The following is a 15330-nucleotide window of genomic DNA, read 5'->3' as shown; positions in this document are numbered from 1 at the left end:
AAACAACGAGTATTGCCATTTTTATGGCAATTTCCGCATATATTCATTGCGGTAATAAAATATACTCCAGTTAATGCTGATGGGTGCCGGGCCCGCTCCCGGCCATGCAAAACAAAAGTCTTGATTTTCATCGCGCTATCCATTGCGAGCCCTGATCTTCCCTCAATCCGGCAGGCTTCTAAAACACGTATTGCGCGCTGGCTCCCAGCATCCAGTTGCGCCCCGGCGCCGGCTCGTAGAAACGCTTGTTGTTGTCGCCGACGATTACGGAGCCGATGTAATTGCGGCCCAGCAGGTTGTTGATCCGCACAAATTGCTGCAGTCGCCAGACGCCGAGATGCTGCTCGGCACCGAGCCGCAGATTCGCGACCGCATAGCCGGGCGCGGGGGTTTCGGTATTGCTGTCTTCGACGTAGACCTTGCCGTTGGTTAGGGCCTCGATTGCGGCACTCAGGCCGGAAGGTGCATCTTTCCATGCCAGTTCGCCATACAGCGTGGCGCGCGGCACACCGGGCAGGCGGTTGCCGGCAGGGACTGTGCCGAAACTCTGGTCATAGACGGCGTACAGGCCGGTCAACGCGAGCCGGCCCGAAAAGCCATGCTTCCAGCTGGTATCGAGCGACAGTTCGAGCCCCTGGCGCAGGGTTGCGCCGGCGTTCCTGTAACTGGTGCGCCCGCCGCTGGCAGCGTCCACCACCAGTTCGTCGTCGGTGCGCACCTGGAATAGCGCAATATTGACCCGCGTAGCGCTGCCCAGCAATGCTTTTGCGCCTACTTCAAGATGGGTGCTATGCGCCGGTTTCAGGTTGAAGTTGAAGCCATCCCCGTTGCCGGAATAGAACAGCTCGTTGAGCGTCGGCGTCTCGAATCCTTTTGCCGCACTGGCATACAGATTCAGCGCCGGCGTGACTTTGTAGAGCAGGCCGAGTACCGGCGTGGTGCGGCGGTAATTTATGCTGCCGCTATCGTTGCCATTGCGGATAAAGCGGTCGTCCACCGCGATGCGCATTCTGCTGTGGCGCAGGCCGGCGGTCAGCACCCAGTCGCCGCTCTGCCATTCGGTTTGCAGATACGGGTCGAGGCTGGTGACGGTATCGGTTTCGTCGCGCCGCAGCCGGCCTTTGACGCCGAACTGGTCGCCGATGAAATTCTCAAAGCCCTGGCGATCGTCGCTGGAGCGGCCATAGTCGAGGCCGACGGTGCTGGTGAAGCGGCCGTTGCCGAGCTGGCTTACGCCGGTCCAATGCAGGTCAACGCCGCCGAAGCTGCGGTTGAAATCGACCACGCCGCCGGAGTGGCTGGCAGGCGCCTGGAAGCCTTTGGAGAAAGCCTGGTACTGGATGACTTTGCGGTTGCCGGCATAGGCGGTCAACTGCACACTATCCGCGCCGAAGCGCCGCTCGTAAGTGACGCCTAGCTGTTGATGGTCGATGCTCTTGCGGGTGTTGTAACGTTCGGCAAAGGTGCGTTGCGGGTTCTGGGTATCGGTGGGGTCGATCTCGCCGGCGCGCGGATCGCGCTGGAAGGTGCCCCAACTTACGCCGAGCGGGTCCTGGGTATCGTGTTGCCACAACCCGTTGGCCACCACCATCAGGCGGCTGTCGGCATCGGGCTGGGTGGTGATTTTGGCGAAAGCCTGGTCGCGGGTGGCCGCGCTATGGGCGCGCGCGCCATCGGTGTGAAAGCGCGACGCATCCAGCACATAACCGACCGCGCCCGGTTTGCCCTGGGCGCTGAGATCGGTTTTCCAGCTGCCGTTGTTGCCGCCCAGCACGCTGGCCTCAACCGATGGCGCGCCTTGTCCTTCGCGGGTGAAAAGCTGGATCACGCCGCCCGCATGGTTGCCGTATAGAGCGGAAAAAGGGCCGCGCAATACTTCGATGCGTTCGGCCATGTCCAGGTTGAAGGTGGCGGCCTGACCCTGGCCGTCCGGCATGGTGGCGGGAATGCCGTCGGCGAGCAGGCGCACGCCGCGCACGCCGAAAGCGGATCGCGCGCCGAAACCGCGCGACGATATCTGCAAATCCTGGGCGTAATTCTGGCGATTCTGCACCACCAATCCGGGCACCGCCGCCAGCGCTTCGGACGCATTGACCCGGGCCTGACCTGCAGTGATCTGTTCCCGCTCCAGCACATCGACCGAGGCCGGCAGATCGAAACTGGAATGTTCGAACCGGCTGCCGGTCACCACGATGGGGGCGAGCGTCCTGACTGCGGCGGCAGGCAATTCGGCGCTGCTGTCGTCCGCGCTGGCAAGCGGCGCAAGGGCCGCGGCAATGGCCGCAAGCAAGGTCAGACGCAAAGAGCGGTGCAAAGGGCAGCGAAAGGGGCAGCAAAACGGTGGCATGGTTTGTCCAGCTCCATGGCAATGCAGTGGGTAGTTGAATTGCATTTTTCCACAGTGAAAATAAGCCATGTTGATGAAGCTCTGTCTTGCGGTAATCCGTGACGCATCCTTTGCGCAGCGCATTTTTAGTTTTTTAAACTGAGGACAAAAGAAATGCATAGCCATGCCATGCACTTTTTAGCCCGGGCAATGCGCGCTTTTGCATCTTTTTTGAACAAGTGCTACATTAAAAAACATAATGTCGATTATGCGTTTTCTGAATTTCACGACGCCATCTGATCATTCTTGTCAGAGACGAACAACGCCAGCATTGACATATTGATAAAAATTACTTCGGGACTCTCAGGGATGGCAAATATTAGTAAATCATTGGCGGGCACGCTTCCGGCCGGCAATATCTGCATGGCCATACAAAAATCACATCAGCGTTCGATTGCCTATGGACTTATGGAAAACGACAAGCCCGATTTCAATGCGCTTGCCGGTTCCGATTTATCGCTATTTGTGGAGCAGAATCAGGACCTGTACATCCATGCGTTGCCGGTGATGGAAACGCTGTACGAGCAAATTATCAATACCCACAACATGGTCATTCTGACCAACGTCAACGGCTTGATCATACATACGCTGGGCGACGACGATTTTCTGGCCAAAGCCGATCGGGTGGCGCTCAAGCCGGGAGTCGTCTGGTCGGAACAAAGCAAGGGCACGAACGCAATCGGCACCGCCATCGTGGAGCAAGCGCCGACCTTGATTCATGCCAACGAGCATTACCTGCGGACCAATCATTTTCTGACCTGCTCTGCCGCGCCGATTTTCGATTATCGCGGCAACGTCATTGGCGTTCTCGATGTCACTGGCGACCAGCGCAGTTTCCATAAGCACACGATGGCGCTGGTGCGCATGTCGGCGCAAATGATCGAGAATCAACTGTTTTCGTCCGCCTTTCAGGATGGCATCCTGCTGCATTTCAATACGCGCCCGGAGTTCATCGGCACCTTGATGGAGGGCATCGCTGCCTTCGCCCCGAACGGACGGTTTTTATCGGCCAATCGCAGCGGCCTGTTTCAGCTTGGCTTGTCGCTTTCCGCGTTGCATTCGCATACCTTCAGTTCACTGTTCGGCCTGCCGGTGTCGGCGCTGTTTGACCATTACCGCACGGCGGCTCCGGACTTGTTGAACCTGTGCCTGCATAACGGCATGCGCGTATATGGCCGGGCCCAATTGCGCCTGGCCCATAGCGCATTTCAGCATACTTCCAATGCGATGCCGCAGCCCGACAGCGCAGCGCTGCCAGGCAGCCAGCAAAATTCCTCTCAGGCAACGCGTCGGTTGTCGGGCTTGCGCTATCTGAATACCGGCGACCCGCAAATTGCAGCGGTAATCGAAAAAGTTACCAAAGTGCTGGGGCGCGATATTCCGATTTTGGTGATGGGCGAGACCGGAACTGGCAAGGAATTGTTGGCCCAGGCGATCCATAACGATTCTCCGCGCGCGAAAGGCGCTTTCGTCGCGGTTAATTGCGCGTCCATTCCGGAAACCTTGATCGAGTCGGAGCTATTCGGTTATGAGGAGGGCGCTTTTACAGGCGCGCGTAAAAAAGGCAGCCTCGGCAAAATTCTGCAAGCCAATGGCGGCACCTTGTTTCTGGATGAAATCGGCGACATGCCGCTCAGTTTGCAAGCCCGCTTGTTGCGCGTATTGCAAGAGCGGATGGTCACGCCATTGGGCAGCGCCAAATCGATTCCGGTCAATGTGGAACTGATTTGCGCCACCAACAAGAATTTGCGGGAACAGATTGCAAAAGGGGAGTTTCGCGAAGATTTGTATTACCGTTTAAACGGATTGGTCGTCAAATTGCCGCCGATACGCGAGCGCACCGATCTCGAAACGGTGATCAACAGGGTGCTCGCGCTGGCGTCGAACACCGTGGCGTACTCGGTGGCGCCGGGCATCATGCAGTTGTTCAAACAGCATAATTGGCCAGGGAATTTTCGCCAGTTGACCAATCTGCTGCGCACCGCAATTGTGATGGCCGAGGATTGCCATGAAATTCGCAAAGAGCATCTTCCTGACGATTTTTTTGAAGATATCGCATTGACAGAAAATCGTGTAAATATTGAAGGCGCCAGCCAATTTTTTGCCAGTGGAACCAACCTCGAACAGATGGAAATTTCAGTGATTCAGAGATCGCTGGAAAGCCACCACGGCAATGTTTCCGCCACTGCGCGGGCGCTGGGAGTCTCCCGCAACACCGTCTATCGCAAGACTTCCGCGCCCAAATAATACGGTTCTCAGGTCTTGCCCTGTTTTTCCAGGATCGCACATTCGGCATCGGTGAATAGACGCGAGCGCGTCAGAAAGCGTTGGCCTGAACCGTTTTCCAGTGAAAACATGCCGCCGTTGCCATTCACCACATCGATGATGAGTTGGGTGTGCTTCCAGTATTCGAACTGTTCGGCGCCCATATAAAACGGTGTGCTGTGCAGCGCACCGAGGTTACCCAAATGAACATCGGTGTCGCTAATCGCGAATTCACCTGCGGGATAGCACATCGGGGCGCTACCGTCACAGCAGCCGCCGGATTGAAAAAACATCAGCGGCCCGTGTTTTTGATGCAGCGTTTGCAGCAAATCCAGCGTCGCCTGGGTTGCCGTCACGCGGAGGATTGTGTGGGTCATATATTGACTCCAATGTAGGTTGGGTTAGCGCAGCGTAACCCGACATTCACAGCCGCAAATGTCGGGTTGCGCGATAAAGCCGCTCACCCAACCTACAAAAAAAGGCTTAAAAGAAGCCGAGCGCTTTCGGGCTATAGCTGACCAGCAAGTTTTTAGTTTGTTGGTAATGATCCAGCATCATCTTGTGGTTTTCGCGGCCAAAACCGGACTGTTTGTAACCGCCGAACGCAGCATGGGCTGGGTACAGGTGATAGCAGTTGGTCCAGACGCGGCCGGCCTGAATTGCGCGGCCGACGCGGAAGGCGCGCGAACCGTCGCGGGTCCACAAGCCGGCGCCCAAACCGAACATGGTGTCATTGGCGATTTCCAGCGCTTCTGCTTCATCCTTGAAAGTAGTGACCGATACCACTGGGCCAAAAATTTCTTCCTGGAAGATGCGCATCTTGTTGTTGCCGTGGAATATCGTCGGCTTGATGTAATAGCCGCCGGCCAGATCGCCGCCCAGATCGCAACGCTCGCCGCCGAGCAGCTTGTCGGCGCCTTCCTGGGTGCCGATGTCCATGTAGGACATGATCTTATCCATCTGCTCTTGCGAAGTCTGGGCCCCCATCATCGTAGTTGCATCGAGCGGATTGCCTTGCTTGATGGCCGCCACGCGTTTTAGCGCGCGTTCCATGAATTTTTCATAGATCGATTCCTGGATCAATACCCGCGATGGGCAAGTGCAGACTTCGCCCTGGTTCACCGCAAACATCGCGAAACCTTCCAGGCATTTGTCGAAGAACTCATCGTCCTGATCCATCACGTCGGCAAAGAAGATGTTGGGCGATTTGCCGCCCAGTTCCAGGCTCACCGGGATCAGATTTTGCGCAGCGTATTGCATGATCAGGCGGCCGGTGCCGGTCTCGCCGGTAAAGGCGATTTTGGCGATGCGCTTGCTCGATGCCAGCGGCTTGCCGGCTTCCAGGCCAAAGCCATTGACGATGTTGACCACACCGGCAGGCAGCAGATCCTGGATCAGTTCCATCAACACCAGGATGGATGCCGGGGTTTGCTCGGCGGGTTTCATCACCACGCAGTTGCCGGCGGCCAGCGCGGGCGCCAGTTTCCAGACCGCCATCAGAATCGGGAAATTCCACGGAATGATCTGGCCGACCACGCCGAGCGGCTCATGGAAGTGGTACGCATAGGTTTCGGAATCGATCTGCGAAACGCTGCCTTCCTGGGCCCGGATGCAACCGGCAAAGTAGCGGAAATGGTCAATCGCCAGCGGGATATCGACATTCATGGTTTCGCGAATCGGCTTGCCGTTGTCGATGGTTTCGGCAGTGGCGATCAATTCCAGATTGGCTTCCATCCGGTCGGCGACTTTGTTGAGGATGTTGGCGCGCTCGGCTGGCGAAATTTTGCCCCAGGCATCTTTGGCGGCATGGGCTGCATCGAGCGCCAGTTCGACGTCTTCTGCGGTGGAGCGGGCGATTTCGCAGAATGGCTGGCCGGTAATCGGCGTGATATTGGCGAAGTATTCACCGTTGACCGGCGCTACGAATTTGCCGCCGATGAAATTGTCATAGCGTTGTTTGAATGGATTTTTTACGCCTAATTTGCTGATGTCTGCGAGATTCATGTCGTCCTCTTTCCCAAAGTGATTATGTCGATTGTTATTTGCAACAAGTGCATCGTGCACATGACTGTTAGTGCAATCGCCATGCCAGCTTGGTTTTTTCGATAAAAACCCGGGAATGGCGCGTCACTTGGGGCTTCAGCACTGTTCCGGTAAGTCGGAGAAGGTCGAATTGCTGTTTATGATTTTATGTAAAGTGATTGTTTTTTGAACAGTGTGAGAGCGACTGTTGCAAATTGTTCCAGTGCCGGGCTTTGGAAACAGTCGATGGACAATTCGCTCGTAATGCATGATGGCGCGCTCGCATCCGGCTCTCGCCGGATGGTGCGGAATTTCTATGATTTGTGCGGGAGTATCACGAAAAAACGTGCTTTTCACGCTTTATTTCAGTGCGGCATGAAATATACAAGGACTTGTATGTTTCATGCCGCAAAAAATCGGCGCAGCAAGCGGGGGCGGCCGTAAGCCGCGCTGCTTATTGTTGGTCTGTTGGTCTGCCGGTCAGGCTTTGGACGCTGGCTTGCGCTTGGGAGCGGCAGGCGCAGGTTTTGCTGCTGCCGGTTTTGACGTAGCTTTGGCGACGGGTTTGTGCGGCGCGGCTGGGGTTTTTGGCGTTGCGGCAACGCTGGCGGCTTTAGTCTCCGGCTCGACGATTGCACTGCTGACCGCTTGCTTGAACTGATTCTGCAGGATGTCCCACCATGCGGCCGGGCTGGCCATCTGGGCGGCCAGTTCCGACGGCGCGCTCACCGTCGCCTTTGGCGCTGGCGGTGCTGGCGGTGCTGGCGGCGTAGGCGGAACGATGGCGGGCGCAGCCGGGCTGGTGTTCCCGGATTGCAGCGCGGACCAGAATGCGCTGGTATCGAATTTTTCTTCGGTGCTGCTATTGACTGCCGTCTGGAAGGCGCTGCTCATCGATTGCAATGTGCCGATGGTGGCGCGCTGCACTTCCATGGTCTGGATCGTATTGCGCAACATGGTCATGTTGACGTTGAGCCAGGTTTCGACCGCCTTCAGGTCGGCTATTTTCTGCTCCAGTTCTTCCACCGACAAGGTCGGCGCTACCATCGCCGGCATGCCGGGAACGCTCATGCCGCCCCATAGTTTCTTGACGAAATCGAGCGTATCGGTCATCGGTCCTGCGCCAAACATATTACCTTGGGTCATGATTGTTCTCCGTTATGTAAATGATCAGCGTAGCAGATATCAGCGCCTTGCGGCAGGCAAACGACGCATGTTTGCGCGGCTGGTTTTAGCTTCAATGCGGGCGCGCCATGCGGCAGCTGGTCGGCAATGCGGTGGCCGGGCCGCTCAGGTAAAGCTCGGTCTTGAAGCCGAAACCGCTGCCTTCGTTGTCAAAGCGGATGCCGCTGCCGGCCAGTTTTTGCATCACCGACACATACAGCGGCTGGATCAGCTGGTGGTCGGATGCGCGCATGGTGGCGTTATGGAACGCATTGGCAAAGCGCGCCCCTTCGAGCGCTCTTGCCACCGCTGTGGCCTCGGTGCTGTGGGCTTTTTCGATGGCGTTGGCCAGCATCTCAATCATCAGGTGCATGCGCAAAAAGACGTAATCGTCTTCCGGTTGCGGATAGCGCTGTCGGAATGCCTGATAAAACTGATCGGATGCCGATTTTTTGCCGCCGCTGCCGGCGTTCGGATGCCACTCGGCCACCGCGCGCACGCTGCCCACGCCCGCTTCGCCGATGGCTGCCGGCGCGCCCAGGCCGTTGCCGTAGAAGGTATAAAACTTCACGTTCAGGCCGGATTCGCGGGCCGACTTGACCAGCAGGGTCAGGTCATTGCCCCAGTTGCCGGTGATCACGGTGTCGGCACCGCTGGCCTTGATTTTGGCGATATAGGGAGCGAAATCCTTGATCTTGCCGATCGGATGCAGCAGCTCGCCGGCGATCTCGATGTCGGGCCGTTTTACGCGCAACTGGCTGCGCGCCGCCTGCGCCACCAGGCGGCCGAAGCTGTAATCCTGGCCGATCAGATACACCCGCCGGGCGCGGCTATCGGTCTTGATGACTTCGGTCAGCGCATGCATGCGCATGTCGGCGCTGGCATCGAAGCGGAAGTGCCAGAAACTGCATTTTTCATTGGTCAGGGCCGGATCGACGGCGGAATAATTCAAGAACAGCACGCGCTGCTCCGGCGCCCGTTGGTTATGCTTGTTGATGGCATCGACCAAGGCCAGCGCCACCGCCGAGCTGTTGCCCTGGATGATGAAGGGAATGCCTAAATCGGTGGCGCGCCTGAATTCGACCAGCGCCGCTTCGACGCTTTGCTTGTTGTCGAAAATGCGCAATTGCAGCGCATGCTTGCCGTCCGGCAAAGCGACCCCGCCGCGGGCATTGACCCGCTCAATGGCCAGCTGCACGTTGCGCTGCACCGCAGCGCCGGCATTGGCGAACGGACCCGACATGCCCTCGATCATGCCGATTTCGATCGGCGCTGGCGTGCCTGCAGGAACTGCTGTTGCTGCTGAGACTGCGCTGTGGGCCGACAGGATGCAGCATAGCGAAATCAGTGCGATTAAAAATTTCGACATAGGTGGCGGCCTGAAAAAAACGCTTATTTTACGCGCTGACCAAAATATGCTGCACTGCTTGTAGGGCTGCGCTTCTCGTTGCCAGCATATACACTTGCGGGATGACGAAATCCATCCATTCAGCGCCACGAGCCCAGCCAAAACGCTGGCTTGCTTTGCTGCTTGCCTCTGTCTTGCTGCATGGGATGGTGTTGAATCAGGCCGGCTGGCAGATTGGCATTCCCGCGCCAACTGCACCGCCACCGTCGCATAACGTCGTCACCGCGCAATTGCACTTGCGTCAGACGCCGGCTCCGGCTCCGGCTTCTGTAGCGCCGCCACGCGCCGTGCGCAAGCCGGCCGTTAAGACGAAGCCAAAACATCACCCGGCGTCCAAGCCGGCAGACACCATCCCGGGCGCGCCGGCAATGAGCGCGGTCGCCCCGCCAGAGACCACCCCAGTTGAGACAACAGCATTGGCGGAGGAAGTACCGGGGAGCAGCATCGAGCCCGCCCTCGAGCCGACGCCGGACGCGGTGGCGGCAGCGCGCACCGGGCCCGACGCCGAATCCGAATCCGAATCCATCGCCGAATCCAACACTGAATCCGCCACCAAGCCCGCCGCCGCCGCATTGCAGCAGGCAATCGATCCGCCGCCGCCGGTGCTGATCAAATACGAGGTGCAATCGCAGAAGGACGGCAAGGCCGTCTACGGCAGCGGCAAAATCGCCTGGCAAACCGATGGCAATGCCTATACCGTCAACGGCCAAGCCAGCGTATTGTTCTTTACCGTACTGGAATTCCGCAGCGAAGGCGCGCTCGACAGCTTCGGCGTGGCGCCGCTGCTGTATACCGAAAAACGCTTCCGCAAGTCGGCCACCAATACCCACTTCCGGCGCGAACCGAAGGTCGTCAGCTTTTCCGCTTCCACCCTGACGTATCCGCGTCAAGGCGGCGAGCAGGATCGGGCCAGCATCATTTGGCAACTGGCCGCTCTTGGCCGCGGCGATAGCAGCCTGTTCGCGCCCGGGGCGCAGATCGAGATCATGGTGGCCGGCGTGCGCGACGCCGAAACCTGGCCTATCCGCGTCATCGGACTGGAACAGATCGAGCTGCCGGCGGGTCAGATGCAGGCATGGCATCTGGTGCGGCAACCACGCGCCGCTTCGTTTGATCAGAAGATCGACATCTGGCTGGCGCCGCAGAATCAGTGGTATCCGGTGCGGCTGCGCTACACCGAAAATAATGGCGATTATCTGAACATGGCCGCCTCGGTCATCGAGCAGATCGCACCACCCTCTACCAACCCACAGGAACAATAAATATGTTGCGCAATACTTACTCCAACTTGCTGGCCCTGTGCCTGTGCTGCGCTACTGCCGCAGCCGCAGCGCAGCCGCTGCCCGAGCATCCGCTCAAGCGTTATGCCACCAACCTGGCGCCCTCCGCTGATTTGTCCTACGGCATCAAAGCCAGGCAGAGCGGTATTTCCCTGAGCGGCAAGGCCAACGTCGAATGGCGCGCCAAGGACCGGCAATACAGCATCAGCACCCAGACCGAGGCGGCGATTCTGGGGCGGATTCTGGACGCCGGCAGCAGCGGCGCGATTGATACATTTGGCCTGGCGCCGCTGCAATCGACCGAAAAACGCTTTCGCAAGCCGCTCACCACCACCAGCTTCGACCGTCAAAACAAGGTCATCCGCTTCACCGAATCCGAGCTGAGTTACCCGCTCAAAGGCGGCGAGCAGGACCGCACCAGCGCAATCTGGCAACTGGTAGCGGTCGCGCGCGGCGCACCGAACAAATTCAAGGCCGGATCGCAATGGCGGTTTTTCGTCGCCGGGCAGCACGATGCACAAGCCTGGACCTTCAAGGTAATCGGGAAAGAGGCCATCGACACGCCGCTCGGCAAGCTGCAAGCGATGCATGTACTTAAAATGCCGCCGCCCGATTCAAAGGAACAGCAACTCGACATCTGGCTGGCGCCCACGCGCGACTGGTATCCGGTGCGGCTGCGCTTTTCCGAGGCCGATAGCGATTTCATCGAACAAACGCTGGAGCGCATCGACCGGGTGAATTAGCGCATACGCATGGATTGCGTGGGAATTGTGGAGCTGGGCACGCGTTGCGATGATGCGTTCTGGAAATCGTTGAGCAAGATCATGTCAGGCGCAGATGCGGCGTCTGATTTATTGACAGACCGGCGCATACGGCGAATCGTTATATTCCTCATTCATTCAATCATTGGAAGGAGAATATGATGAACGAGCAACAAAATACCCAGCTGGTGAAGCGGGCGTACGACAGTTTCAAAAATGACGACATGCGGACTTTACTCAGCTTATTTTCAGATGACATCGACTGGGAATTTCCTGCATTGGAAAACGTGCCGTTTGCCGGCAAACGGCACGGGCGGGAGCAGGTTACGCAGTTTTTCTCGGAGCTTACCGATGCGCAGGAAATGCAGCAATTTGCTCCGGAAGAGTTTATTGCGCAGGGCGACAAAGTAGTGGTGCTGGGATATGGCGCGTGGCGTGTGAAAGCTACCGGCCGCATGATGGAAAGCGACTGGGCCCATGTGTTTACTGTGCAGGATGGAAAGATCGTCAAATTCCAGGAATATTCCGATACCGCGGCTGCCGCGGCTGCCTACCAGAAGAATTGAAGACCGTAAGGCGCAATTTGTAAGGCACTCTACGAATGACGTGTGTTCGTGATTTTCGTGAGTAATAGGTTGTATCAGTCAATATACCGTTGCATGTATTTATGTTTTCCGAAATATATACGTGCGGTAAATGGCATGTTTTTACCTATACCCTCGTATTTTTTAAATTTGTTGATTCGGCTGCGCTCACCCTGGCCAGTGAAAAATATCGGCGATTGTCCCCACCGGAAAGCCATGAACTTGTAGGTGCGAATAAATTCGCACCTACAGCGCTGTAATTTCAAAGTAAAAAGACTTGATTTTGAACCGAGTGTCTATGAAACGCGGTAATCGGCCTCAACGCACGCAAGCACTGGCTCCGTCTGGGACTGCATTGATCAAGGGCAGCAGACGCGGCGCTAGCACTTTCAGCAGTTGCACCGGCAAGCCGCTGGTGAAGTCGTAGTCGGCGGCTTGCGGGCCAGCTACGTAGGCGATGATGGTGCCGAAGAAGCGCTCGTCGATGTTGAAGACGAAGGTGGCGGTGCGGTTCACCACCCGCGATGAAATCAACTGGCCATGCACGCCGTAAGTGTCGAAGCGGTGGTCGCCGGTGCCGGTCTTGCCGCCGACCGGGATGCTGCTGCCGTCGGGCCGGATGAATGCTCCCCGGACCCGTTTGGCGGTGCCGTCTTCCACCACCAGCCGCAACGCGCCGCGCGCCGCTTGCGCCACTTCGGGCGCCAGCACTTGTTCCGCCGCCCCGGACTTGTGTTGCAGCAGGGTTTCATACGGCGTCGTGGCGGCGAAGTGCAGCGATTTGATGCGCAGATCCGGCTTTCTGACGCCATCGTTGACGATGATTCCCATCAATTCCGCCAGCGCCGCCGGACGGTCGGCCGACGCGCCCAGCGCCGAGGCGTAGGACGGCACCATGGTGTCGAACGGATAACCCAGCCGCGCCCATTGCCGGTGCACTTCCAGAAAACCTTCGCCTTCGAGCAGGTTCATAATCCGCGTGTCCTGCTTATTCTTGCGCCGGGTCTTGAACAGCCACGCATACACTTCCTGCCGCTGCTTGGCGCTGGCTTGCATGACTTGGGTCTGGGTCGCGCCCGGATGGTTGCGCAGATAGCCTACCAGCCACAATTCCAGCGGGTGAATGCGGGCCAGATAGCCGCGGTCGGCCAGCGACATGTTTTGCGGCGCGTATTGCTGATACAGCGTGGCGATTCTTTTTTCGCCCAGATCGGTTTCGGGCGGCAGCTGGCTCTTCAGAAAGGCGGCAAACTGATCGGCCGGCGCATCCGGCAAAATGGTGCGGAAGATCGCGGCCAGCCGCGACACGCTCGGACGCACGTTTTCCAGCAGCAAATCTTCGGCTTGCTGCGCTGTCTTGCCCCGGTATTTGACCAGGAAGCGGCGCATGAACACCTGTCCTTCGCGGTCGGCGAAGCGGGCCAGATACACGGCGCGGCGCGGATCGTCGGCATCCTGCAGCAGCTTGGCGGTGGAGCCGGGGATCTGGTACATGTAGTGATGCACCACGTCGCGCATCAGCCGGATGAACACCAAGTTGACCGAATTGCGCAAGGCGTCGCGCACCGACAGTATCTTGCTGTCGTCGGAGTGCTGGAAGTTATCGAAATGGTGCAGGCCGCCACCGGTATAAAACCCTTCCCCCGGGCTGGCAGAATAGCGCCGCTCCAGCGCCGCCGCCAGCATCGGGTTCAGGCTTTTGTCTTGTGCGCTGGCCAGATAATCGACCGCCCAGCGCGTCAGAACGTCTTTTTGGCTCACTTCCTGCGCGCGCAATTGCGCAGCGTCCAGCGGCGCCAGGCGCTGGTGCAGATTGGCGATGATGTCGAGATAGGTCAGCAGCGTGCGCAGTTTGGCGGTCGAGCCGAGGTCGAGCTTGGTGCCTTCGTTGATATTGAGCGGCTGGTCGAAATTATCGGTCTGCACCCGCAGCATATTGGCGTTCGGACCGCGCTCGTAAAGGGTAAAGCTGTACACCACATTGGCCGGATCACCTTGCCCCAGCAAATGCTTGCTGTCGAGCCCGGCCGCTGCCGCGTTGGCCGGCAGGCGCAAGCCGCGCAACAAATCGGTGACCGCCGCTTGCACCGGCGCATCCAGCGTGCTGGCCACGCTGACGTCGAGCCGGTCCAGATCGTACAGGCGGCTGCCGCCCAGCAAGCCGGCCAGATGCGTGCGCACCGTGTTGGCCGCCTTGCGCGCGATGAAAGAAAACGCGGGCGCTGCGTCCCGGCTCGGATTCCGGTTCAGCTTCGCCTCCAGCGCCGCATCCCGCAGCGCCGGTGGAATCACGCCGACGCTGGCCAGCAAGCGCAGATAACTGTTGGTCAACTGCTCCAGTTCGGCTTCTTTGCCGTTGAAATAATAGGATGGCCGGCGCTGCGAGATCAGCAGACTCAGCGCCTGTTTGTACAGCAGCGCCTGCTCGGCCTGGTCGCCGGTCGGAGCGGATTTCAGGATGCGCTGCACGTCGGCAAAGTCGCGCCCGTACCAGACCCACAAACCGTCGCCGATGCCATGCACCTCGCCGAAGCCGGACCGGGCCGAGAGCGGCATGGTATTCATGTAATTGACCACGATCTGACGCCGCGCCGCGCTGGTGTCTTCGCCTTGTTGGTAGGCGCGCAGCGAAGCCGACACCATTTGGCGCAGCTTGTCCTCTATCGAGGCGGTGCGTCCGTCGGGAGAGTGGCGGTATTTTTCGATCTGGGTCGCCAGCGTGCTGCCGCCTGCGGCTCTGCCGGTGCCGCCGACTTTCTGCAAAGCCTGATTGAACGACGCTATTGCCAGCCGATCCCATTCCACCGCCGGATTGCGCTTCGGATAGCGCACATCGAGCAATTCGCGGTTCTCGATGAACAGCAGACTATCGATCAGAGTCGGCGCCAGTTCGTCAAAACTCTTGAAGACCCGCTCCGGATAACGCTCCGCAAACAAACGGTCGTTGTGGCAGTCGAAAATCGTCAGGCCGCTCTGGAGTTTCTCCGGATACGGGGCGAAATAACCGTCGTCGACCAACTGCGCCATGCGCGGCGAGATCCGCGCCTGCTGCACGATTTCGAAGTCGTGCTTTTGCAGATTGCCGATCAAAATCGGCAATTCGGAATAACCAAGGCGCTCGTCATAGGGTGTTTTCTGCGGGAACCGGATCGACGGACTGGGGCCAGTCCCGACCGCATACGTCATCTTCTGCGCCAGCGCGGCAAAAAAGCGCGCTTGATAGGCCGAAGTGCGCATTTCCTGCACCGCCAGCAATCCAGCGACGACGAGTGCGATCAATAGCGTGCCTGCCAGCGCCAACTTGAACCAAAAATACAATGATTTCTTTTCCCGCATATACATAGTTGAGTGTGAGTTTTACTGCCGATTATCCCGAGCGGGCTACGTCGTATGATACATCCCCGCCAGACGGGCACAGCAAGCACCCTGTCACTTAAAAACCACACTTTTGCGCATCAGA

Annotated in this window: 10 protein-coding genes; 4 read left to right on the top strand and 6 right to left on the bottom strand. The window is 58.3% G+C overall.

All coding sequences use genetic code 11. The features are described 5' to 3' along the window. Window positions 1–178: 178 nt before the first annotated feature. On the bottom strand, window positions 179–2347 hold the full coding sequence (locus tag FKCLFG_RS14385; protein ID WP_472613761.1) for a TonB-dependent receptor family protein: 2169 nt from the start codon (window positions 2345–2347) through the stop codon (window positions 179–181). 402 nt (window positions 2348–2749) lie between these two features. Here FKCLFG_RS14385 and FKCLFG_RS14380 point away from each other — a divergent pair, with 402 nt between their 5' ends. Then, window positions 2750–4633: a sigma-54-dependent Fis family transcriptional regulator gene (locus FKCLFG_RS14380; protein ID WP_472613760.1), complete on the top strand. Its 1884-nt coding sequence runs from the start codon at window positions 2750–2752 to the stop codon at window positions 4631–4633. Between the two features lie 8 nt (window positions 4634–4641). Here the strand turns inward: FKCLFG_RS14380 and FKCLFG_RS14375 are convergent, their stop codons facing one another. The 4 genes from FKCLFG_RS14375 to FKCLFG_RS14360 form a co-directional block, all read right to left on the bottom strand. Beyond that, a complete protein-coding gene (locus FKCLFG_RS14375) occupies window positions 4642–5028 on the bottom strand; it encodes a DUF779 domain-containing protein (protein WP_472613759.1) in 387 nt (128 codons plus the stop codon). 106 nt (window positions 5029–5134) lie between these two features. Further along, the gene (gene adh / locus FKCLFG_RS14370; RefSeq protein ID WP_472613758.1) at window positions 5135–6655 is read right to left on the bottom strand and encodes an aldehyde dehydrogenase; all 1521 of its coding nucleotides are present in this window, start codon (window positions 6653–6655) and stop codon (window positions 5135–5137) included. Window positions 6656–7153: 498 nt separating this feature from the next. Beyond that, window positions 7154–7819 carry a PhaM family polyhydroxyalkanoate granule multifunctional regulatory protein gene (locus FKCLFG_RS14365; protein WP_472613757.1) on the bottom strand — a complete coding sequence of 222 codons (666 nt, stop codon included), beginning with the start codon at window positions 7817–7819 and terminating at the stop codon, window positions 7154–7156. A gap of 91 nt (window positions 7820–7910) precedes the next feature. Beyond that, the gene (locus tag FKCLFG_RS14360; RefSeq protein ID WP_472613756.1) at window positions 7911–9206 is read right to left on the bottom strand and encodes a branched-chain amino acid ABC transporter substrate-binding protein; all 1296 of its coding nucleotides are present in this window, start codon (window positions 9204–9206) and stop codon (window positions 7911–7913) included. A gap of 101 nt (window positions 9207–9307) precedes the next feature. On the opposite strand from FKCLFG_RS14360, the gene FKCLFG_RS14355 reads away from it, so the two are divergent. From FKCLFG_RS14355 to FKCLFG_RS14345, 3 genes are all read left to right on the top strand, one after another. Then, entirely contained in the window at window positions 9308–10507 is a 1200-nt protein-coding gene (locus FKCLFG_RS14355) for a DUF3108 domain-containing protein (RefSeq protein ID WP_472613755.1), read from the top strand. Between the two features lie 2 nt (window positions 10508–10509). After that, window positions 10510–11268, top strand: a complete 759-nt coding sequence (locus FKCLFG_RS14350; RefSeq protein WP_472613754.1) for a DUF3108 domain-containing protein — start codon at window positions 10510–10512, stop codon at window positions 11266–11268. A 179-nt stretch (window positions 11269–11447) separates the two neighbouring features. After that, a complete protein-coding gene (locus tag FKCLFG_RS14345; protein WP_472613753.1) occupies window positions 11448–11852 on the top strand; it encodes a nuclear transport factor 2 family protein in 405 nt (134 codons plus the stop codon). A gap of 336 nt (window positions 11853–12188) precedes the next feature. Here FKCLFG_RS14345 and FKCLFG_RS14340 read toward each other — a convergent pair whose 3' ends face one another. Then, window positions 12189–15212, bottom strand: a complete 3024-nt coding sequence (locus FKCLFG_RS14340; protein ID WP_472613752.1) for a transglycosylase domain-containing protein — start codon at window positions 15210–15212, stop codon at window positions 12189–12191. Between the last annotated feature and the right edge of the window lie 118 nt (window positions 15213–15330).

Source organism: Gelidimonas denitrificans (assembly GCF_055694065.1).
Note: the sequence above shows the minus strand (reverse complement) of the source record. Positions and strands in the feature narration are given on the sequence as shown.